Below are 21305 nucleotides of genomic sequence, written 5' to 3'. Positions count from 1 at the left end.
TCCATTTGGCCGTACAACGTATAGCCGCATTTTCGCCCTTTTATCAGCATGCAAAATCAAAAGCCTATAGCACCCATACCTGCCACAGACAGTCTTTTTAAGATTGACATTCACACGCACATCCTGCCCGCTACGTGGCCCGATTTGCGTGAGCGCTACGGGTATGGCGGCTTCATACGGCTGGAGCACCACAAGCCCTGTTGTGCCCGCATGATGATGGACGACAAATTCTTCCGCGAAATTCAAGACAATTGCTGGGATCCCAAAGTGCGCATGCATGAGTGCAGTCAGCACCAGGTGGGCGTGCAGGTGCTCAGCACAGTACCGGTTATGTTCAACTACTGGGCTAAGCCGGAGCATACTTATGACCTGTCGCGCATGCTCAACGACCACATTGCCGGTATTGTGGCTGACTATCCGGACCGTTTCATTGGCCTCGGCACCATTCCGATGCAGGATCCGGAGCTGGCCGTTAAAGAGCTGGAGCGGTGCATGAAAGAACTGGGTATGGCAGGTATACAGATCGGATCGCACATCAACGACTGGAACCTGGACGCACCTGAACTGTTCCCTATTTTTCAGGCGGCAGAGGAGTTGGGCGCGGCAGTATTTGTGCATCCCTGGGATATGTACGGCAAGGAGAAGATGAGCAAATACTGGCTGCCCTGGCTCGTGGGTATGCCCGCTGAAACCAGTCTGGCTATTTGCTCCATGATTTTTGGTGGTGTGCTCGAACGACTGCCGAAACTGCGTGTAGCCTTTGCCCATGGTGGTGGTTCTTTCCCTGCCACTATCGGGCGTATTTGTCACGGCTTTGATGTTCGCCCTGACCTTTGCGCGGTGGATAACAACGTGAATCCGCGCGAGTACCTGGGCAAGTTCTACTTCGACTCACTGGTGCACGACCCGCAGGCGCTGGACTACCTCGTGAACCTGGTAGGCGCCAACAGCATTGCGCTGGGCACGGACTATCCTTTCCCGCTCGGCGAGCTCGAGCCCGGCAAACTCATTGAATCAATGCCCTACGACCGCGCCACCAAAGATCGCATGCTGCACGGAACCGCCCTGGAGTGGCTGAATCTGGAGAAGAGTCGGTTTGTGAAGGAGATGCCGGGTATTTCGAAGGCGAAGGTATAAAACGCAGTCCCTTTACCAAGTTCTATTCAAGTTTGGGCTCTTCCTAAAATAGCTACAATCAGCTGTTCAATTCTGTTGTTTATCTAACGCGGTTTTCTTGTAACAAAAGATGTACGAGGTATAGCGTAAGTATCAGGGGATGAATTATATTTGCGCCTGAAAAGCCTAATCCATCCCTTTTATATGAAACTCAAGCTTATATTTTTTCTTCTGCTATTTCCGGCAGCCCTCTATGCCCAGATTCAAAGTCAGCAAGGTTTAATCGTCCTGAAGAATGGTGATAATATGACTGGAGCGATCACCTATTATTATGACGAGCCAAATGCAATACACTTTTCCGACAATCAGGGAGCAAAACAGGTATTTACTGCAGATCAGGTATCAGAGATAAAGCTCGATAATGGAGAGAGGTTCACCGTGAAAAGCTACAAAACGGGTGCTGATAGTGCTTCTTTAGTTTTTAAGGTGTTGATCGAATCTCCTAAAATCTCATTATACAAAAGAGAAGAAAACGCAACCGAATACTACTATGTATTCAAGGGTAATACGCTGCACAGGCTTGAGAATAACAATGTATATGAAAATCAGGGACACAAGAAGTATCTGCGAAAAGACCATAAGTACATTGGCACGCTTAGTTCGCTGATGTATGACCGTATGGATCTTGTTCAGCAGTTGGAGAAGACAAGTTTGCGAGAAAGTGCCCTGGCTAAGGTGATTCGTGAATACAACCAGGGGGAGGCCAGCTACGAATGGCAGGGCGATAAAAAAGCTGGGAAAGAACCAAACTGGGTTTTTTTTACACAGTACAGCCAATACGGCCTCAGCAAAAACGGTCCTGTGGAAGCACGTGGTTACGGGAATATGGCTGGTTTCCAGTATTACTTCTCCAAGCATAGCCGTCATTCTTTCAAAACGTCACTGGATTACTCTTATTTTAGATTTGGGGAAGAGAAGGTAAACGTATACGGACTGGGGCTACGATACGAAATGGCGGTTAAGAAAGCTGAAAATTTCAGCGCCTACATGCTCGTTCACCTGATGGATATTGCCTACGTGTCCTTTAGCCATCCTGAAGAAGGCTTTAATGAGAATGGGCTCAAGACTGCCCTCCGTTTTAGTCCTGGTATTGGATTTGAATCTAAACTACTGCCAAGAATGGCGGCTTACGCCGAAATCAACCACCTGTTGATTCTAGAAGAATTGCCGAGGTCATTCAGCCTCGGATTGAAGTATGATTTTGGTAAGACCAATTGGAAGTAAGATATAGGTGGCTGAACCGGGGCTTCATAAAATTTGCCCAGTTATTTTCTATCTTCGCGGGAGATGAGCTGAGGGGCTGATGCCGCCAGCCAGCTAACACTCTTACCCGCACCAGAAAAATGAACTACCAGAATAGTCTTGCCTTTGCGCAGGAACAAGATAACCTAGACCCGCTTAAGCATTTTAAAAACCGCTTTTACTTCCCACAGGTAAATGGCCGCGACGCCATCTACTTCTGTGGCAACTCGCTTGGTTTGCAGCCGAAGTCGGCGCAGATGTACATCGACAACGAGATGTATAAGTGGGCGAACTATGCTGTAGAAGGCCACTTTAAAGGAGAAGAGCCTTGGTTCAACTACCACAAGTTGCTCTCCGACGGGGCTGCCCGTGTGGTGGGTGCCAAGCCGCAGGAAGTGGTGATCATGAACCAGCTCACCGTGAACCTGCACCTCATGCTGGTGTCGTTTTACAGACCGGAGGGAAAGCGCATTAAAATCATTATGGAGGGCGGGGCCTTCCCATCCGACCAATATGCGCTCGAAACGCAGGTGAAGTTTCATGGCTATACCCCCGAGGAGGCCATCGTGGAGCTGTTCCCGAGAGAGGGCGAGCATACCTTGCGCACCGAAGACATCCTGCAAAGCATCCGCGAGCACGGCGAGGAACTGGCGCTCGTGCTAATGGGTGGCATCAACTACTACACCGGGCAGGTATACGACATGCAGGCCATCACCAAAGTAGGCCACGAAGTGGGCGCCATGGTGGGTTTCGACCTGGCGCATGCTGCCGGCAACGTGCCGCTGCAACTGCACGACTGGGACGTGGACTTTGCTGTGTGGTGTACCTACAAATACCTCAACTCCGGACCGGGTGGCACTGCAGGAGCGTTTGTGCACGAGCGCCATGCCAACAACCCGGACCTGCCGCGCTTTGCCGGCTGGTGGGGCCATGATGCGGACTCACGCTTCCAGATGAAGAAAGGCTTTATCCCGATGGCAGGCGCCGAAGGCTGGCAGCTGAGCAACGCCCAGATTCTGCCGATGGCCGTTCACCGCGCTTCGCTGGAGCTGTTCGACGAGGCAGGCATGACTAATCTACGTGCCAAGAGCGAAAAGCTGACGGGCTATCTGGAGTACCTGATCAACGATGTGCACGTAGGTAAGGAAGTGCTCGAGATGATCACTCCACGTGACCCGCAGGCCCGGGGTTGCCAGATATCTATACTAGTAAAACAAAATGCCCGCGAGCTTTTCGACAAGTTGATGGAAGCCGGTATCATTGTGGACTACCGCGAACCGAGCGTGATTCGGGTAGCGCCTACGCCGCTTTACAACAGCTTCGAGGAGGTATACCGCTTCTCCGAGATACTGCATGCCTGCCTGGAAGGACACAGCTAACCCAAGCGGCATTTAGTAGGTATAGGTATAAACAGTAGGGCGGAGGGGAGACAAAATGGTCACTTCTCCGCTCTATATATAAGGCGCTTCCTAAAAGACAACTATGGGATTCACCATCGAAGACATATTGCTTGGCGTTTCTATTCTGCTGTTCCTGAGCATTATCATCAGCAAGAGCCTGGGCCGGTTTGGTATACCTGCGCTTATCCTCTTTTTGGCGGTGGGTATGCTGGCTGGCTCCGAAGGTATAGGCAATATTCATTTCGATGACGCCCGGTCTGCCCAATCGCTGGGTTCTGTGGCATTGACCATCATCCTGTTTTCAGGTGGTCTGGATACCCGCTGGGAAAGTATAAAACCGGTGCTCTGGCGGGGTGTTACACTCTCAACGGCTGGCGTTTTTATCACGGCCATGCTTACGGGGCTTTTTGCGACCCTGTTGCTCGATTTCACTATTCTGGAGGGGCTTTTGCTGGGCTCTATCGTGTCGTCTACCGATGCGGCGGCGGTGTTCTCTATACTGCGCTCCAAAAATATCGGTCTCAAAAACAACCTGCGGCCTACCCTCGAGCTCGAGTCAGGGAGTAACGACCCGATGGCTTACTTCCTGACCGTCAGCTTTACTTTTCTGATAACAAACGAAGGGGCTTCTATCTGGCAACTGGTGCCGATGTTCTTTATGCAGATGTCGCTAGGTGCTGTGATGGGTATCCTGATGGGCCGTGTGATGGTCTGGGTGATCAACCGCATAAAGCTGGAACAGGAAGGGCTATACCCTGCACTTACACTGGCGATGGTGATTTTCACCTACGCCTTCACCAACCTGATCAACGGCAACGGCTTCCTGGCGGTGTATGTGGCGGCGGTGATCCTGGGTAACCGCAACTTCATCCACAAGCGCAGTCTCACCAAGTTTTATGATGGCGTGGCATGGCTCATGCAGATCCTGATGTTCCTCACACTGGGCTTGCTTGTGTTCCCCTCGCACATGTTGCCTGTTATCGGAGTGGGGCTTCTTATCTCGCTCTTCCTCATCTTTGTGGCTCGCCCCATTAGTGTGTTTCTAAGCATGGCTTTCTTTAAGAACACCGTGCAGGACAAACTATACGTGTCGTGGGTGGGGTTGCGTGGCGCCGTGCCGATTGTGTTTGCCACATACCCTTTGCTGGCAGGTATAGACAAGTCGGAGATGATTTTCAACATCGTGTTCTTTATCGTGCTCACCTCCGTCATGCTACAGGGCACCACGCTCACACCCGTAGCCAAATGGCTTAACCTGAGTGAGCAGGAGAAAAAGCTCAAGAAGCACCAGTTCGATATTGAGATGGAGTATGACCTCAAAAACGAGCTTACCGAAATTGAGGTGCCTGAGCAGGGGCCAGCCGTAGGCAAGTCGCTCGTAGACCTGCGCTTCCCCAAAGGTGCCCTGATTGTTCTCATCAACCGCGAAGGCAAATTCGTGACGCCCAACGGCGCTACCGTGCTGCAACCCAAGGATGTGCTCTACGTGATGACCGACAACGACGAGGAACTAGCCCACGTGAACGAGGTGCTAGGCTACGAAGTAACCTGAGCCTTTTTCACATCTACTGCCTGCACTTTGCCTCAAATGACTTAAATTTGTCTGATATGGCAATTACCAGAACCATCAGACGCTACCTTCAATATCCGCTTATGTGGGTGATGTTGCTCTGGGCGCTTACATTGCCCGGGCACGAGCTGGCCGTCTACAGTTTTCTGGTGAAGGGCTCTGCGGCAGAGGTAGCTTCGAGCCTGAAGTCCGTGGTAGCTGAGCACGACGACTTTTCGGTGAGGCAACAGGCTGTGCAGGTTTTTGTGGACGCCAACACTGTTTCAGCCATTGTGCTGAGCCCGCAGCAGTTATTCAGGTGCGTTTTTCCGCTTTGTGCGTTTGCACCACCAGTCCTTGATCTATCTAAAGTTGTATCGGTCAAGTCGTGTACTGAGCTGATAGCCCGGCTTGTTCCTGATATCATACAACCCAACGCTCCTTAATCGAGTCATCTCTCTTTAGGTAGCCGTACCACACCAACAGGTATAGCTATACCTGCCTTTTAGTAGAATACCGTTAGTTAGAATTCTGCGTCAGTACGCTCGTTTCTGAATTATGCCGTACGTACTGCTAGTATAGCGCATGGCGGGACAAGTAAGATGCATTTTTCTTATACCTGGACGAATAAACAAAGTTAATATATGACACACCTTCCCCATTTAGTAATGGACCTGGGGCTGATACTCGGGGCTGCGGGTATCACAACACTAATTTTCAAAAAGCTCAAGCAACCACTCGTGCTGGGCTATATCATAGCAGGCTTGCTGGTAGGGCCGCACTTCAACCTGTTCCCGACCATCATCGAGATAGAGAACATCAACGTTTGGGCTGAGATCGGCGTGATCTTCCTGCTGTTCAGCCTCGGGCTGGAGTTCAGCTTCAAGAAGCTGGTAAAAGTAGGCGGCGCATCCTCCATCATGGCGGGCGTGGAAGTGATCGTGATGCTCTTGCTGGGCTACCTCACAGGCAAAATGCTGGGCTGGAATACCATGGACAGCGTGTTCCTTGGCGGTATACTTTCCATCTCCTCTACTACCATCATCATCCGGGCCTTCGACGAACTGGGTGTGAAATCACATCGATTTGCAGGGCTGGTGTTTGGCGTGTTGATCGTGGAGGATCTGGTGGCGATCCTGCTCCTGGTGCTGCTCTCCACTCTGGCCGTGAGCCAGCAGTTTGCAGGCACCGAAATGTTGCAGGCGGTGCTCAAACTGGCTTTCTTCCTGGTGGTCTGGTTTCTGGCGGGTATCTTTCTTATACCTACTTTCCTGCGCAAGGCCAGCAAACTGATGAACGACGAGACCTTGCTGATCGTCTCTATCGCACTTTGTTTCATCATGGTGATACTGGCGGCGCAGGTAGGTTTCTCGCCAGCGCTTGGAGCGTTCATCATGGGTTCTATACTGGCAGAAACGACCAAGGCTGAGAAGATCGAGCACCTGGTCACCTCCGTAAAAGACCTCTTCGGGGCCATTTTCTTCGTCTCGGTAGGTATACTGATCAACCCGGCTATGATTGTGGAGTATGCCGGGCCGATTGCACTGATCACGGTGGTAACGATTGTTGGCAAAATGGTGAGCATAACGGGCGGTGGCCTGATGGCAGGGCAGGGGCTCAGGACCTCAATCCAGTCAGGTATGAGCGTATCGCAGATCGGAGAGTTTTCGTTCATCATTGCCACGCTCGGCCTTACCCTAAACGTGACCAGTGACTTCCTATACCCGGTGGCGGTGGCGGTGTCGGCTATCACTACCTTCACCACACCTTACATGATTAAAATGGCTGACCCGCTGCACCGCTCCATTGAAGGTATGCTGCCGGAGCGATGGAAAACCTCGCTCAATGAGTATAGTTCAGGTGCAGAAACAATCAGCACCGTCAGCGACTGGAAAATATTGCTGCGGTCCTATGTCATCAACCTGGTGGTATACTCGGTCATCCTGATTGCGATTGTCCTGGCGGCCGGCAATTTTCTGTACCCGTTCATCACTGAGAACTTCATCAACGGCGTGTGGGGTGGTGTCGCGACGGTGGCGATTGCACTGGTGTTCATGGCGCCCTTTCTGTGGGCGATGGCTGTATACCATCCGCAAAAAGAAGCCCAGGGCCGTATCTGGGCTAACCGCAATTACCGTAGCCTGATCATCGTATTGGAGTTTACGCGGGTAGGTATAGCCATTCTATTCATCGGCTTCTTGCTCAACCAGGTGCTGTCGGTGCAGGTGGCCATTGTTGGCAGCTTATTCATCATCGGCTTGTTGGTCGTTTTCTCACGACGTATCCAGAACTTCTATACCCGAATCGAAGACCGGTTTATGTCCAACCTGAATGCGCGCGAGATCGAGGCGGCCAGTAAAATGACACATACGCTGGTGCCCTGGGATGCTCACCTGACCAGTTTCGAAGTATCGCCTAACGCGGTGGTCGTAGGTAAAAGCATGATTGAGCTGCAGATTCGCGAGAAGTATGGTGTGAACGTCGCCGTGATTGAGCGGGAAGGCCGCAACATTATGGCACCGACCCGTAACGAACGCATCTTCCCCGGCGATAAAATTTATGTATTCGGTACAGATGAGCAAATCGAAGCCTTTAGCGAATTCGTTAACGAAGAGTTTATACCTGGTTCGAACGGCGAGACCACCCGTGAAGCAATAAGTCTGCAGAAACTGGTAGTGTCGCCTGCCTCCAAGCTGCTTGGAAAGACTGTGCGTGAATCAGGGGTGCGCGAGAAAACGAAAGGGCTGATTGTAGGTATAGAAAAGAACGGCGAGCGTATGCTCAACCCTGACTCGGAGCTGGTAATAGGAGAAGGTGATATTCTATGGATTGTAGGCAGTCCTTGGCGTATAAAACAACTGGAGGCCGCCCGTCAGGAAGCTTGAGAAAGAGCATCCTTTTTACGACTTTAGCTTGACAAATAAGCACTATGCGCAAAATTGAATACTGGATAGAGGAGAACCTCAACCTGTCGGCTGCCATACAGGAGAACATCGTGAAGTCGCTTGTGGCTTTACTGGTGCTCTGGATCGTGAGTCGGGTGCTGCTGCGGCTGGCCTCACGGCAACAGACCGACTCCCGTAAGCTGTACCAATGGAGAAAGACAACCAACTACGTCGTGACGGGGCTGGGCATTATCTTTCTGGCCAATATCTGGTTCGACGGCTTTAGGTCCATCACCACGTTCCTGGGTATCTTCTCGGTCGGTCTGGTAGTGGTGCTCCGCGACCCGATACTGAACATGATGGGCTGGGTGTTCCTCATTTGGAAGCGCCCTTTCAAAGTAGGCGACCGCATTAAAATAGGCGTCTATACCGGCGACGTCATCGACATTGGCTTCTTCCAGTTCACCATCAACGAACTGGGGGAATGGGTGGATTCTGAGCAGGCGACAGGCCGCGTGGTGCACATTCCCAACAGCCAGGTATTCACGCAGGGGCAAATCAACTACAACTACGGCTTCCCGTTTCTGTGGCACGAGGTACAGGTGCGGGTTACTTTTGAGAGCAATTGGCAGAAAGCGAAAACCATTTTACAAGAGATCGGGAGTCGGCATACAGAAAAATTTACTGGGGAGGTGGAGCAGCGCGTGCGCATAGAGGCGCAGCAGCACCTGATCTTCTATCGGAGCTTCGAGCCGCGGGTGTTTACCAAAGTCAGAGAGAACGGAATACAGCTTACTTTACGCTACCTCTGTAACCTGAATGGCCGTAGGGAGAGCGAAAACAAGATATGGGAAGATGTGCTGACCGAGTTTATGGCCACACCAGATATTCGCTTCGCTTACCCAACCACCCGCTTCTACAGCGCTGCCGAAGGGCAGGAGAGTGAAACAGAACTGCAGCGGATTGTGTCGTCGCGGAAGAGCTTAGAGTAGCAAAGAAAGGAGCCTGTCTTTTATAGAGCAGGCTCCTTTTTCTTATACCAACGATTTGAAATTATACTGCTTTACGAACCACTCAGCTTTGGCTTTTTACACTCCCTTCGCCTCTTTTTCTTGTGCTTCTTCCCGAAACTCCTTCATCCTTGTAAAATAATCCCGTGCGGCAGCCATTACCTTTGGTGAGAGCAACAGGGCCGATACCATGGTAGGGATCGCCATCATGGCGTACATGCCGTCGATGAGGGCGATTACGGCTGTGATGGTGGCAGTGGCGCCAAACACGATGGTGGCTACATAGAAGTAGTTGTAGTAGTGCTTATACTTCGCACCGAAGAGGTAGCTGAAGCATTTGGTGCCATAGTAAGAGTAGGAGAAGAGCGAAGTAAACGCAAAGATCATCACACACACCACCAGTACATAGCTGCCAAAGCCCGGCATGGCATTGTTGAAGGCAGTGGCCGTCATAGTCACGCCGCTGGCATCGGAAGTTTGCCACGTGCCCGTCAGGATAATGGCCAGGCCGGTGAGCGTGCACACGACAATAGTATCAATGAAAGGGCCGAGCATAGCTACCAGTCCTTCGCGGATGGGTTCGTCGGTTTTGGCGGCTCCATGCATCATAGAGGCCGTGCCTATACCTGCCTCGTTAGAGAAGGCCGCCCTGCGTGCACCTGCAATAATAATCGCACCCATAGCACCGCCCAGCACAGTTTGAGCCGAGAAGGCGTCTCTGAAGATCAAGGCAAAGGCACCAGGTATAGCGGTGTAGTTCACGAACATGATGTAAAACACAGCCAGCATATAAAGCACCACCATGCCCGGCACCATCTTGCCTGCCACATGGCCAATGCGCTGTATGCCTCCAAAAATCACCATGGAGGTAATGAATACCAATACCAGTCCGATGGTGAGGTTAGTATAGAACAAGTCAGTGGTCGTGAATCCATTAGGCTCGAGCACCACCTCCCGGATAACCTGCGTGAGCTGGTTGGCCTGGAATATAGGCAGCGTGCCGAACAAACCCGCAACAGCGAAGAAGGCCGCCAGCGGTTTCCATTTCTTGCCGAGGCCTGTCTCAATCACATACATCGGTCCACCCTCCAGGTGGCCTACGCTGTCGTGGCCGCGGTACATCACCGACAGCGAACAGGTAAAGAACTTGGTGGCCATACCTACAAAGGCACTCACCCACATCCAAAACAGCACGCCCGGTCCGCCAATGGCGATAGCCACGGCCACACCGCTGATGTTACCCATACCTACCGTAGCTGCCAGCGCAGCCGACAGCGCCTCAAAGTGGTTGATGTCACCCGGATCGTTGGGGTCGTCGTATTTGCCGCGCAGCACGTTGATGGCATGGCGCAGGTAGCGGAAGGGCAGGAAGCCCGAGTAAAACATAAAGTAAAAACCGCCGCCCATCAGGAGTATCAACAAAGGCATACCCCATGCGGCGTCACTAAACCAGACTAAAAATTCTTCTAATGCTTTCAATAGTAATAAGTTTCTTAAGTAGAAAGCTACAAAGATACGCTTAGAATGGCAACCAATGGCACTATACAATTGCCGTATTTTTTCGTAGCTTACAGGTATAGGTGCCAGTACTGGTACAGGTATACCGCTAAACCCCTACCGATGAAAACCAGGTTTATCGTACTGATTGACTTTTCCTCCTACTCCAAATTTGAGCTGCAGCTGGCCAAGCACTGGGCTGACAGCATGGCCGCTGACGTGTTGCTTCTGCACGAGCCCGTTATTATGGCACCAGCCCTCACCGATGCCAGCACCCGCAACGAGATAATCGGTTATGAGACCGATAAAGCCCTGAACAAACTCAAGGCATTTGCTATGCAGCACCTGCCTGATACCCGCCGCATCAGCTATCGTGTAGCCGACGACAGCCTGATAATATCGCTTCAGCGCCTGTTAAGTGAGTATTATTACAATGTAGTCTTTGTAGGGCTGAAAGGCACTGGCTTCCTGAAGAGGATTTTTATGGGCAGCACAGCCATTCAGGTAATTGACGAGACAGACCATGTGGTAGTAGCCGTGCCCCGTCATTCTTTTAACATGTCGCCCAACACCCTTTATGTAAGTGTGTACTACAAGTACAAACTCAACACGGCGGAGCTTGACAAGGTGCTTCAGTTGTTTGGTGATAAGATAAAGCACATCCGTTTTTTGTCTGTAGTGGCGAAGAAGGATAGCATGAAACAAACGATGGGCTACCTGGAAGAGCTGCGGAAGATGTACCATGGCGAGCGAGATGTTCACATAGAAGCTTTCGAGGGAGAAGATGCTTTCTACACCCTGAAACAATACATGAATGCCCACGCCGATGGTATGCTGGTCGTGCAGAAAGGGTCCCGCTCTTTCACAAATCAGGTTTTCCGTCGGTTTCTGATCAATGAGCTGGTCTACGATGCGTCAATACCGCTGATTGTTTTGCCACAAGAGGGTGGTCAGGTATAGCGGGTTGTTTAAAACCAAATGCCCCTGTGCCCTGTATTATGTCGGGAGCACTTTCCTTTTCGCTCTTGCCACCCCGAAACGACTACTATGAACCTAGGTGACCTGATCAATAACCAATTTTACGAATTTGCCCTTATTATCTTTCTCGCGACCGTGGCCGGAGCTATCGGCAGAGTGCTACGGCAGCCGCTCATCGTGTCGTTTATCGCGGTGGGTATACTGGTAGGGCCGTCGGTGCTCAACGTCCTCAATTCTGAACACGAGATAGACCTGCTCGCCGAGATGGGCATCGCGATTCTGCTCTTCGTCGTGGGCCTCAAACTGGATATCAACCTCATCAAATCGACGGGTAAAGTGGCCTTGATGACGGGACTGGGGCAGGTAATATTTACCTCGGTCTTTGGCTTTGGCATCTCCATGGCTTTGGGCTTCGATTGGCTGGAGTCGGTCTATGTGGCGGTGGCACTCACGTTTTCAAGTACCATTATCATCGTTAAGCTTCTTTCTGACAAGAAGGAGATCGACATGCTGCACGGGCAGATTGCGCTCGGCTTCCTGATTGTGCAGGACATCGTAGTGGTGATCGTGATGATTGTGCTCTCGGCACTGGGCACTGAGTCGGAGCGCTCGGTAGGCATGGACCTGCTCTTTGTGTTTGGTAAGGGCATTGCCATGTTTGCGGTAATAGCCGTGCTCATGAAATATGTGATACCGAAGCTAACCAAAAAGCTCGCCGACTCCCAGGAATTGCTGGTGCTCTTTTCCATTGGTTGGGCCATCCTGCTGGCTGCACTGGGCGATTTTCTGGGCTTCAGCAAAGAAGTAGGTGCTTTCCTGGCAGGTATATCGCTGGCATCCACGCAGTATCGTGAAGTTATCAGCGGCCGCCTTACCAGCGTGCGCGACTTCCTGTTGCTGTTCTTTTTCCTCAATCTGGGTGCGCAGCTCAACCTGGGGCTAATGGGCGAACAGATCCTGCCGTCGGTTATTTTCTCGGTATTCGTACTGGTTGGTAACCCGATCATCGTGCTCATCATCATGGGCATCATGGGCTACCACAAGCGCACCTCCTTTAAGGCAGGCCTTACCGTAGCCCAGATCAGTGAGTTCTCGCTCATCCTCATCAATATGGGTATGGACGTGGGACACATCGACGAAGAAACGCTGGGACTGGTTACCCTGGTCGGGCTTATTACCATTACGCTTTCCACTTACATGATTATGTTCTCAGACCAGCTCTTCGATTGGCTCTCACCGATGCTGGGTATCTTTGAAAAGAAGAAGCCGACGCAGGCCAAAGAACTGGAGGATGATACTGAGAAGGTGGATGTGCTCATTTTCGGATTGGGGCGTTACGGCAAACGTATAGCCAGAGCCCTGGAAGAACGCGACCTCAAATACATTGGAGCTGATATAGACCCTGCCTTAGTAAACAATTGGACAGAGCACAATTTGAAAGCCGTGTACTGTGACGCAGAAGATCCCGATCTGGCTGAGGTATTGCCTGTGAAGAGGGTGTCGAACGTCATCAGCACCATATCGGACGTAAAGGTGAACATTGCCCTGATGAAGCTACTCAGGCACGAGAATTTTGATGGCCGCATTGCCGTAACCGCCAACAATGATGACACCGTGCAGATACTGAAAGAGGCGGGAGCGGAGTATATCCTGGAGCCTTACAAAGACTCAGCTAAAAAAGTGGCCGAAATGTTTAGCCACAAAGTCGAGAAAGACGAAAATGAGGAAGCACTGCAAGAAGACAGTAGCGAACAGGAGAGGGTAAGAAAAGAAGATGACAAGGCATAAAGACGGCTTCACACAGCTCGACACGCCCGATGCTGAGGTATACTATGCCCCGCACTTTTTCACCAAAGAAGAAAGCGACCTATACCTGCAGCGCCTGACAACGGAGATCGCCTGGCAACAGGAGGAAATCAAAATGTTCGGCAAACAACTGCCGCTGCCACGGCTTACAGCCTGGTATGGCGACAGAGGCTATACCTATTCTGGGCTCTATAATGCGCCTCAGCCCTGGCTGCCGGTGTTGCTGGAGCTGAAGGAGCGGATAGAGGCAGCCTCCGGCGACAGGTATAATAGTGTGCTGCTCAATTACTACCGTCACGGGCAGGATAGCATGGGCTGGCACTCCGACGATGAAAAATCGCTTGCGCCAGGTATAGCCTCTGTCAGTTTTGGAGGGGAGCGAGGCTTTGCCTTCCGGCACCGCAGCCGCAAAGACTTGCCTACCGTAAAGCTCACGCTGCAGCATGGCAGTCTGCTGCTCATGCAGGGAACTACGCAACAGCACTGGCAGCACCAACTGCCCAAAACAAGTCGCCCTATCGCACCCCGCATTAACCTGACTTTCCGTACAATCATTGGCTAAGGTATAATGCCACCGGAGTATTGCCTTTCCCAATAGGAAAACGTTTCTTTACAGAACAAGAAGCCCTGAACCTCACACTATGACTGAGAGAAAGAACATCACCATCATGGGAGCCGGACTGGTTGGTTCGCTGCTGTCGCTATACCTGGCCAAACGCGGTCACAAAGTGGACATCTACGAGCGCCGACCCGACATGCGCAAGATCCTGCTCGATGGTGGCCGTTCGATCAACCTCGCCCTGAGCGACCGCGGCTTTAAAGCGCTTAGAGGTATAGGTATAGAAGAGGCTGTCCGCAAAGTGGCTATACCCATGCATGGCCGCATGATGCACGATGAACAGGGCAACCTGACGTTTCAGCCTTACGGCAAAGAGGGACAGTCGATTTACTCCGTTTCCCGTGCAGGCTTGAACGCCGCTTTGATGGACTTGTCGGAGCCCAACCCCGACATTACCTACTACTTCAACCGCCAGCTGCTCGACCTGGACCTACGCCAAAGCAAAGCCACGCTGCGCAACCACGAAACGGGCGAGCTGGAGGAACTGCAAACCGAACTGCTGTTCGGGGCCGACGGGGCTTTTTCGATGGTGCGCAATGCCATGCAGAAAACCGAGCGCTACAACTACTCACAAAGCTACCTGGAATACGGCTACAAGGAGCTGACCATACCGCCAGCCGAAGACGGCGGCTGGGCACTGGAGAAGAACGCCCTCCACATCTGGCCGCGCGGCAACTACATGATGATCGCCCTGCCCAACATCGACGGTAGTTTCACCTGTACCTTATTTTTCCCTTACGAGGGCGAGCTCTCCTTTGGGAGCATCAAAACCGACGACGACCTGCTCAACTTCTTCCTGCAGACTTTCCCCGATGCTATACCTTTGATGCCTGACCTGGCAGAGGATTATTTCTCTAACCCCATCGGTTCGCTGGTGACGGTGAAGTGCTTCCCTTGGTCATTTGAGGATAAAGCTTTGCTGATAGGCGATGCCTGCCATGCGGTGGTGCCATTCTACGGGCAGGGCATGAATGCCGGCTTTGAGGATATCACCGTGCTGGACCAGATGCTTGGAAACTTCGACGGTGACTGGGAAAAGCTCTTCAAGGCCTTTGAGCGCAAACGCAAACCCGACGCCGACGCCATAGCTGACCTGGCCGTGATGAACTTTATCGAGATGCGGGACAAGGTGGCCGACCCACGCTTCCTGCTCCGCAAGAAGATTGAAGGCAAAATCAACCAGCAATATCCTGATAAGTGGATTCCGCTTTACTCCATGGTGACCTTCACAGACTTACCTTACTCCTATGCTTTGGAGACAGGCCGTGAGCAGGACAAGATCATGAAAAAGGTGATGAAGCATATCAAGTCTGTAGAAGACTACGACAAGCCGGAGGTGCAGAAACTGCTGGAAAAGCAGCTTGTTAAGAAAGAGAAACTGAAAAGCTATCAGGCGCAGGAGGCGTAAAGCCTGCTGATCTAGCCAAGCTTTGTAAGTCAATACGTATAGGCTTAGGTGGCCACGTACCAGTACCTCTGCAAATGCTGTAAGTGCATTTCCATTCTTATCCGTTAGTTGTTTGCTTTCCAAATGAGAACCATTGGTGAAGCCATAAGCCACGGCAGATTCCGTGAAGTATTCTGTCGCATCAGTGTTTGTGTCTTTCTTATATGAAAAGCTCTTGTAAATGCTTTTGCCCTCGCGGAGTTTCACCAAACCCCTTGGTCGTGTCACCGGCAGCCTGCACTACAAAGCCAGGTCGGAATATTTGGGCGGAAGAATGGAAAGGGATAAGCAAGGCTACCAGCGCCAGGCTAGCGAGTAAAAATTGTTTCATAAATTTAGGAAGAGGTAGTGAAGATGAATAAGGCCGGGTTTTCTTATGATCCCAGCCTTGATCAGGTATAACTCAGGTTAGGATATACAGCTTAGAAATAGAAGCCGAGGAGCACCGATACGGTTCTTGTGTCAGAGTCCAGCACGTTGTTAATTTTGTTCACGGCATTGTGTGAGTGCAGGTCCAGGCCCATCTCGTAACGAGCCTCAAGCGACAGACGGTGCTTGTTTACATGCAGGTAGGAGCCGGCACCGAACATCAGGCCTTGTTGCACCTTGCTGATAAACTCTGCATTGTCACGGTTCCTTTCGGTAGGCGTGCTGCTCTCTGTTCTTCTAAAGTACTGGGTATGCTTGTAGTCTCGTTGACTGAAGATGTTGAAGAATCCACCGGCGTTTACATATGGCTGAAGCGTCTCGCCCGCGAAATCGTAGCGCAAGGCGGTGGTCAGCTTAATGGCAGCGAGTTCAATCGCTATCTCATTGTCGTAGTATGAGTCAAACCACACATAGCTGGGATCTGCCTGGTAGCTGTTGCTAAAATAGCGACCCTCTACAAGGATAGAGGCATTCTCGTTGATGCGGGGTGAGTTGAGCAGCAGCGCGACACCGAAAGTAGGGTGAGTATTGGTATTGAATTCAGCTTTTTCCAGGTGCAGGTAGCTCTCATCGGTGGCTGAGAAGTTTAGTGAGGTATGGCTGATGGCTCCTACAAAACCCGGTCTGATGGCGAACCACTTCTTCGACTCCTTAAAAGTAGTTTGTTCATCAGTACCGCCAATGCAGCTGTTATACTCTTTCACCAGGTCTACCAGGCTTTTTTCAGCCAGCTTGACACGCTCCACCTTGCTGAACATCGCGAAGCAATCCTGCATCAGGATGTTCAGGGTGCGCACGTGATGGTTGATGTCCCTTTGGGCTGTTACACCGTAGTTGTTGACGTACGTTTCTTTTGTGATATAAAGCTTGTGCAGTTTGCTCGGATTGTCATTCTTCTCGACAAAGAATGTGCCTTTGTAAACATAAAGGCTGAGAGTGCCCCGAACGAGTTCTTGCATGAACACATACTCAGCAGCCAGCGTATCAGCATGGTCGAGTGTGCGGGTGCGGTAGTTTCTGTCGCCCGGAAAGCCGTAGCCTGACAGGTCATTCGCAGTGTAAGAAGTAGTGGCTGATTGTCCGCCTCTCTTGAAACCGATGGTTTTGCCAGATGCGTCGGTGCGGTAGCTCACCTGCCCCTGCAGGGTATCGCCCTGTGGCATCACCACATAGCCTGGTTTGTAGTCACTTTGCGCCGTAGCAGGCACTGCAAGAAGGACACTCATACAGAGTGTGATAAGTTTGTATAGGTTTTTCATAAAAGCAGATTGGTGACTAAATATAGGAGTATATATTTATATAATTTGATCTGCTAAAAAGAAAATTTGTTCAAAACCTCGGCAAGGACGACCTCTGTTATGCGATGCAATTGTCAGCTGTTTGTGGCAGGGTTTTTGGGTCCTTAAGCAACTGAAGACAGGCCTCTGAAAACTATTTTTCTGAAATAAGGTATAGTTTAAGTGGTAATCGAGAGAACCTGCCTTTCTTTATTAATCATTTCAAAATTTTTAACCCCCGAGTCTTATGAATATTTTACATAAACTGAAGGCCACTGTTGTGGCAGGACTTGTTGTAGGCTTCGTGTCAATTGGTGGCAGCGCTATGGCCCAGCAGGCTACTCCTCAGAAAGCACCGCAGCAGACGCAGGCGATTTCTGATCAGGATATCAAGCTTTTTGTAGATGCCAGTACCCGTTTGATGGAGCTGCAGCAGGAAAGCGAAAAAGCCATGCTGGTAATTCTGGAAGAAGAGAAACTAAGCGTTGAGAAATTCAACACCCTGGCGCAGGCACATCAGCAGCAGAAGCTGACTGAAGCCGAAGGCACAGCAGAAGAAAAGGCCGCTTTCAACAAAGCGATCGGACGTATGATGGAAATGCAACCTGACATTGAAAAGAACATGCAGGCAGCTATCCAAAAAGATGGTATGACGGTAGAACGCTACGAGCAGATCATGCTGGCTTACCAGCAGGACCCGGCCGTGCAGGCCAAGATCCAGAAAATGATGGGTTTGTAAAAACTCTCAGGTATAAAGAACAAAAAAGCTTCGCCGAATCCCGGCGAAGCTTTTTTGTTGGGCTTAGTTCTGCGTGAACTCCAGTATCTTAAAGGTCTTGCTGCGCTTATCGAAGTAGCCGTAGTGCAGCTTGTTATTGCCGTAGCGGTACAGTGTCTTGTACTCCGGCGTCTGCTTCAGCTCTTCTTCATAGGCCTCTATCTTGTCCTGCACGGTGGCGGCGGCACTGTCGTCTTTTGCTACATAAGCTTTCTCGAGCGACTCACTATCGAGCACAGCTCTGAAATAGGTGCTCGTTCCTGGCCCCACCGGCTCACCGGATCGGTTATAAAACGGATCGTAGTAGTAGCGGTTGTACGGGAACATACTGTAGCTATACGGTAAGGTATAAGCCGGTACCCAGCGACCAGGCATCAGGTATAAGCCGCGTGAGGTTTGGATAAAGCGATCCGGCGTACGCACCAGTCGGCCAGGGTCTCCGTTTATGTTCCGGCGGCTTGGTGGCTGGTACGAACCGATTGTAAGCTGCAGCGTGCTGTCGTTGAAGGCATCCACCGTAATGGCGGGCTTGCCATTCGACAGGTTGCGCATCACCTTAGACGTCTTCTCGATCACGCTATTGCCTGACGAGAACAAAGCGCCTGCTCCCCGCTGGTGCACTGGCGTTGCTTTGATGTCGATATCCTGGTCGGCCGTATACCTGTACTCCTTGATTGGCTGCAGGGTGTTGAAGTTATAGGCTGTCAACGTAAACTCGTCTTTCTCTAGCTGTACCCGGAACAGGGTGTTGGCATGCAGGAAAGAGTTGAAGTTGGGTCCGTTTTTAGCAGCCAACGACGGCAGTGTACGGTATTTAGTTTGGCCGCTTGGCCAGTCGAGCGTCAGGATCTCGGTGGTCAGTTCTTTCTTCTTGCCACGCAGGGAGAAGCCGTCGAACACCAGGTATAGCTTATCGCCACGGGTATAGATCTTGCTGCGGTGCTGACCAGCAAACACAGTGCGTTCAAGGTCAGGGTGCACAAAAATCAGTTCCTGCTGACGCTCACCTCGGGTGCGGGTGCGCGGCAGGTCCGCCATCTGGAAGGTCTTCTTCTCGTAATAACTTTCATCCAGCTCACGGTGCAGGATCAGATTATCTTTTTTGTCAGTATAGATCATGTAAAAGTGAGCCGCATCGGCAAAGGCCCCGACAAACGTCTCGTTCCTGTCACGGCGCAGCGGTACATCAGGCAAGCTTCGGAAAGCACCGCTATACCTGTTCACGGCAAAAGGGCGCACGAATTCTTTGCTGCCACTTGCATACCGGCTGTAAAACACAAACTCAGTATCGGTCACGCGGGTACCCAGCACCTGCGGCTGCTGGCTTTGGCGGTAAGGTATCTCTTGTGTCGCCACGGTCTGACCCTTGGCATTTACCAGGCTAAAGTGCAGCTTGCCACCCTGAAAGAAGTAGAGGCAGACATTGCCGTCACCATCGGCCACCGACACCAGATCTTCAGCCCGGCGCAAGGGCAGTTCCAGGCTGGCGAACTCCTGCTGCGCACGCACTTCAGGGGCGGCAAAACCGAGCAGGAGCAAGGCTAATATTATATATCGCATATGCTTGAATTATAAGGGATTGTTCTTGATTTAATCTAGCAAATTTCTAGCCAAGAAAGCAGCAGCAGCGACATAATTTATAGGAATACACCTGTTGTTTGCAGTGACTATTGGTTGCTGTGGCTCATGTCGTTTTGCGGCAGCGTGAGCGTCACGATCCGGAACTTTTTCGTTGCCCTATCCAGCACCACATAATGCAGCTGGTCTTGCTGATAAGGATACACAATGACACCTCCCAGTGCTGTTTCCTGTTCTTCCAGCACGGCACTATACCTGTCGGCTTCATCCCACAGCCGAGGAGTTGGACGAGTGGCAGCCAGTCCCAGCGTGCTTTTCTCAAGGCTGGTTTTGAAGTGCGTGGTGACCATATTCGGGTTGTACATTGTATTGATACGGTAAGCATTAAGTGCTATGACAGCCGGGAAGGCCGCAGGACCAAACGCTGTTATAAGTGGTATGCCAACAGGTGCCACGGCTCCGGTGCTTTCCCCGGTTTGGTAGGCACCCAGCGACAGTTGCAGGGTGTTGCGGTCTGTTTCCTCTACCAGTACGAAGGCATTGCCAGCAGTCATCTTGCGAAGCACCTTGTTCGTGGTCTCTACCGTCGCGGTGTCATCCGGGTACTTGTTTTTGCCACCGTTTCTGATCACGGGCGTTGCTTTCAATGTTACGGGCTCTTGCAATTCGTAGCTGTACTCTCTTTGCAGCTGCAGGGTAGGCAGGTCGTAGGCAGAGAGTTTAATGAAGTTGTTTGTCATCTGATACCGGAACAAGGTGTTCTGATACAGGAGGGTATTCATGTCGACAGGCCTGATGAAAGGGATAAAGGGTAGCTGGGAATGGCGAGCAGTCTGTGCAGACAGGTCCACTTCCAGTATGTCTGTGGTAAGCTTGTGCTTGTCCCTGGGGGAAGAGGCTCCGAAACCGTTCAGAATCAGCAGGACCTTGTCGCCCCGGAGGTAGATTTTCTTGTGATTGCTGGCTGTGGCCACAGGAGTGGGCAGCTGCTCGTTTACAAACATAGGCACCCCTCCAAAGAACAGACGCTTCTCCATTTTGGAAAGCGTAAGCGGAATTTTTTTCACCACATGCTCCTGCGCATTGTTGAAAATACATACCTGCAGGTTGTTGGTTTTCTTGCTAAAATAGAGGGCGTAGAACTTGCCATCGGAGGTAAAGGCCTGCAGAAAGGTGCTCGCAGGATCAAGTGCTGGCCTGACCTCCGATAGCACCTCTATGGCACCCGTGGCTTTGTTGATGGAGGAAGGCTGCAGTAGCTCCACATCTTTTAGCATCTCCCTTCTGTAAAAAATGAACTGGTCTGGCAGCGGCAGCACACCGGCTATCTCGGGTGCGGCTTTGAAGGTAATAGGATGCTCTACGGTGGCAATGTGCTGGCCGGTGGCGTTTACGGTGGAGAAAAAGGCTGATCCGCTGCGGTAGGAATAGAGGCAGAGGTCTCCATCAGGGGCAATGGCAGGTACGATTTCGTCAACTATTCTGACAGGTGCATCAAATGTGCTAAAATCGGTTTGTGCAGTGGCCATCAGCGGGCATAGCAGTGCGGCTAGCAGGAGGGTGTAAAGTTGTTTCATGTTCAGATTGGGTTCTTAGCTTTAAGATAGGCATAATTTGGTTTTCAGGTATAGCCG

16 protein-coding genes are annotated in these 21305 nt (G+C 51.3%); 12 read left to right on the top strand and 4 right to left on the bottom strand.

Features of this window, described 5'->3' with window-relative positions; all coding sequences use genetic code 11:
• Positions 1 to 48 precede the first annotated feature (48 nt).
• The 7 genes from AC5FXQ_RS07220 to AC5FXQ_RS07190 all read left to right on the top strand — a co-directional run bounded on the left by AC5FXQ_RS07220 (position 49) and on the right by AC5FXQ_RS07190 (position 9244).
• Positions 49 to 1137, top strand: coding sequence for an amidohydrolase family protein (locus AC5FXQ_RS07220; protein WP_493601816.1), 1089 nt, complete (start codon positions 49 to 51; stop codon positions 1135 to 1137).
• A gap of 183 nt (positions 1138 to 1320) precedes the next feature.
• The gene (locus tag AC5FXQ_RS07215; protein ID WP_493601815.1) at positions 1321 to 2400 is read left to right on the top strand and encodes a hypothetical protein; all 1080 of its coding nucleotides are present in this window, start codon (positions 1321 to 1323) and stop codon (positions 2398 to 2400) included.
• Positions 2401 to 2519: 119 nt separating this feature from the next.
• A complete protein-coding gene (gene kynU, locus AC5FXQ_RS07210) occupies positions 2520 to 3797 on the top strand; it encodes a kynureninase (RefSeq protein WP_493601814.1) in 1278 nt (425 codons plus the stop codon).
• 103 nt (positions 3798 to 3900) lie between these two features.
• On the top strand, positions 3901 to 5370 hold the full coding sequence (locus AC5FXQ_RS07205) for a potassium/proton antiporter (protein WP_493601813.1): 1470 nt from the start codon (positions 3901 to 3903) through the stop codon (positions 5368 to 5370).
• 56 nt (positions 5371 to 5426) lie between these two features.
• Positions 5427 to 5813, top strand: coding sequence for a hypothetical protein (locus tag AC5FXQ_RS07200; RefSeq protein ID WP_493601812.1), 387 nt, complete (start codon positions 5427 to 5429; stop codon positions 5811 to 5813).
• Positions 5814 to 6011: 198 nt separating this feature from the next.
• Positions 6012 to 8252, top strand: coding sequence for a cation:proton antiporter domain-containing protein (locus AC5FXQ_RS07195; RefSeq protein ID WP_493601811.1), 2241 nt, complete (start codon positions 6012 to 6014; stop codon positions 8250 to 8252).
• 44 nt (positions 8253 to 8296) lie between these two features.
• Complete coding sequence (locus AC5FXQ_RS07190; RefSeq protein WP_493601810.1) at positions 8297 to 9244, top strand: mechanosensitive ion channel family protein; 948 nt, start codon at positions 8297 to 8299, stop codon at positions 9242 to 9244.
• Positions 9245 to 9340: 96 nt separating this feature from the next.
• Here AC5FXQ_RS07190 and AC5FXQ_RS07185 read toward each other — a convergent pair whose 3' ends face one another.
• Positions 9341 to 10741: an alanine/glycine:cation symporter family protein gene (locus AC5FXQ_RS07185; RefSeq protein WP_493601809.1), complete on the bottom strand. Its 1401-nt coding sequence runs from the start codon at positions 10739 to 10741 to the stop codon at positions 9341 to 9343.
• A gap of 141 nt (positions 10742 to 10882) precedes the next feature.
• Between AC5FXQ_RS07185 and AC5FXQ_RS07180 the strand changes: the two genes are divergently transcribed.
• The 4 genes from AC5FXQ_RS07180 (at position 10883) to AC5FXQ_RS07165 (ending at position 15570) form a co-directional block, all read left to right on the top strand.
• Positions 10883 to 11719 carry a universal stress protein gene (locus AC5FXQ_RS07180; RefSeq protein WP_493601808.1) on the top strand — a complete coding sequence of 279 codons (837 nt, stop codon included), beginning with the start codon at positions 10883 to 10885 and terminating at the stop codon, positions 11717 to 11719.
• 87 nt (positions 11720 to 11806) lie between these two features.
• The gene (locus tag AC5FXQ_RS07175) at positions 11807 to 13525 is read left to right on the top strand and encodes a cation:proton antiporter (protein ID WP_493601807.1); all 1719 of its coding nucleotides are present in this window, start codon (positions 11807 to 11809) and stop codon (positions 13523 to 13525) included.
• Positions 13512 to 14105 (top strand): alpha-ketoglutarate-dependent dioxygenase AlkB family protein, encoded by a 594-nt coding sequence (locus AC5FXQ_RS07170; RefSeq protein ID WP_493601806.1) that lies wholly within the window; start codon positions 13512 to 13514, stop codon positions 14103 to 14105. The genes AC5FXQ_RS07175 and AC5FXQ_RS07170 overlap by 14 nt, the downstream gene beginning before the upstream one ends.
• Before the next feature lie 79 nt (positions 14106 to 14184).
• Complete coding sequence (locus tag AC5FXQ_RS07165) at positions 14185 to 15570, top strand: FAD-dependent oxidoreductase (protein ID WP_493601805.1); 1386 nt, start codon at positions 14185 to 14187, stop codon at positions 15568 to 15570.
• 461 nt (positions 15571 to 16031) lie between these two features.
• On the opposite strand, the gene AC5FXQ_RS07160 is transcribed toward AC5FXQ_RS07165, so the two are convergent.
• Positions 16032 to 17264, bottom strand: coding sequence for a PorT family protein (locus tag AC5FXQ_RS07160; RefSeq protein ID WP_493601804.1), 1233 nt, complete (start codon positions 17262 to 17264; stop codon positions 16032 to 16034).
• Between the two features lie 298 nt (positions 17265 to 17562).
• Here AC5FXQ_RS07160 and AC5FXQ_RS07155 point away from each other — a divergent pair, with 298 nt between their 5' ends.
• Positions 17563 to 18054: a DUF4168 domain-containing protein gene (locus AC5FXQ_RS07155; protein WP_493601803.1), complete on the top strand. Its 492-nt coding sequence runs from the start codon at positions 17563 to 17565 to the stop codon at positions 18052 to 18054.
• A gap of 63 nt (positions 18055 to 18117) precedes the next feature.
• Here AC5FXQ_RS07155 and AC5FXQ_RS07150 read toward each other — a convergent pair whose 3' ends face one another.
• Together AC5FXQ_RS07150 and AC5FXQ_RS07145 are read right to left on the bottom strand one after the other, a co-directional pair.
• Positions 18118 to 19653 carry a hypothetical protein gene (locus AC5FXQ_RS07150; protein ID WP_493601802.1) on the bottom strand — a complete coding sequence of 512 codons (1536 nt, stop codon included), beginning with the start codon at positions 19651 to 19653 and terminating at the stop codon, positions 18118 to 18120.
• A gap of 107 nt (positions 19654 to 19760) precedes the next feature.
• Positions 19761 to 21248, bottom strand: coding sequence for a hypothetical protein (locus AC5FXQ_RS07145; RefSeq protein ID WP_493601801.1), 1488 nt, complete (start codon positions 21246 to 21248; stop codon positions 19761 to 19763).
• Positions 21249 to 21305: the final 57 nt, after the last annotated feature.

The organism is Pontibacter sp. LHS1 (genome assembly GCF_058932855.1).
This window is presented reverse-complemented; position numbering and strand designations above follow the sequence as displayed.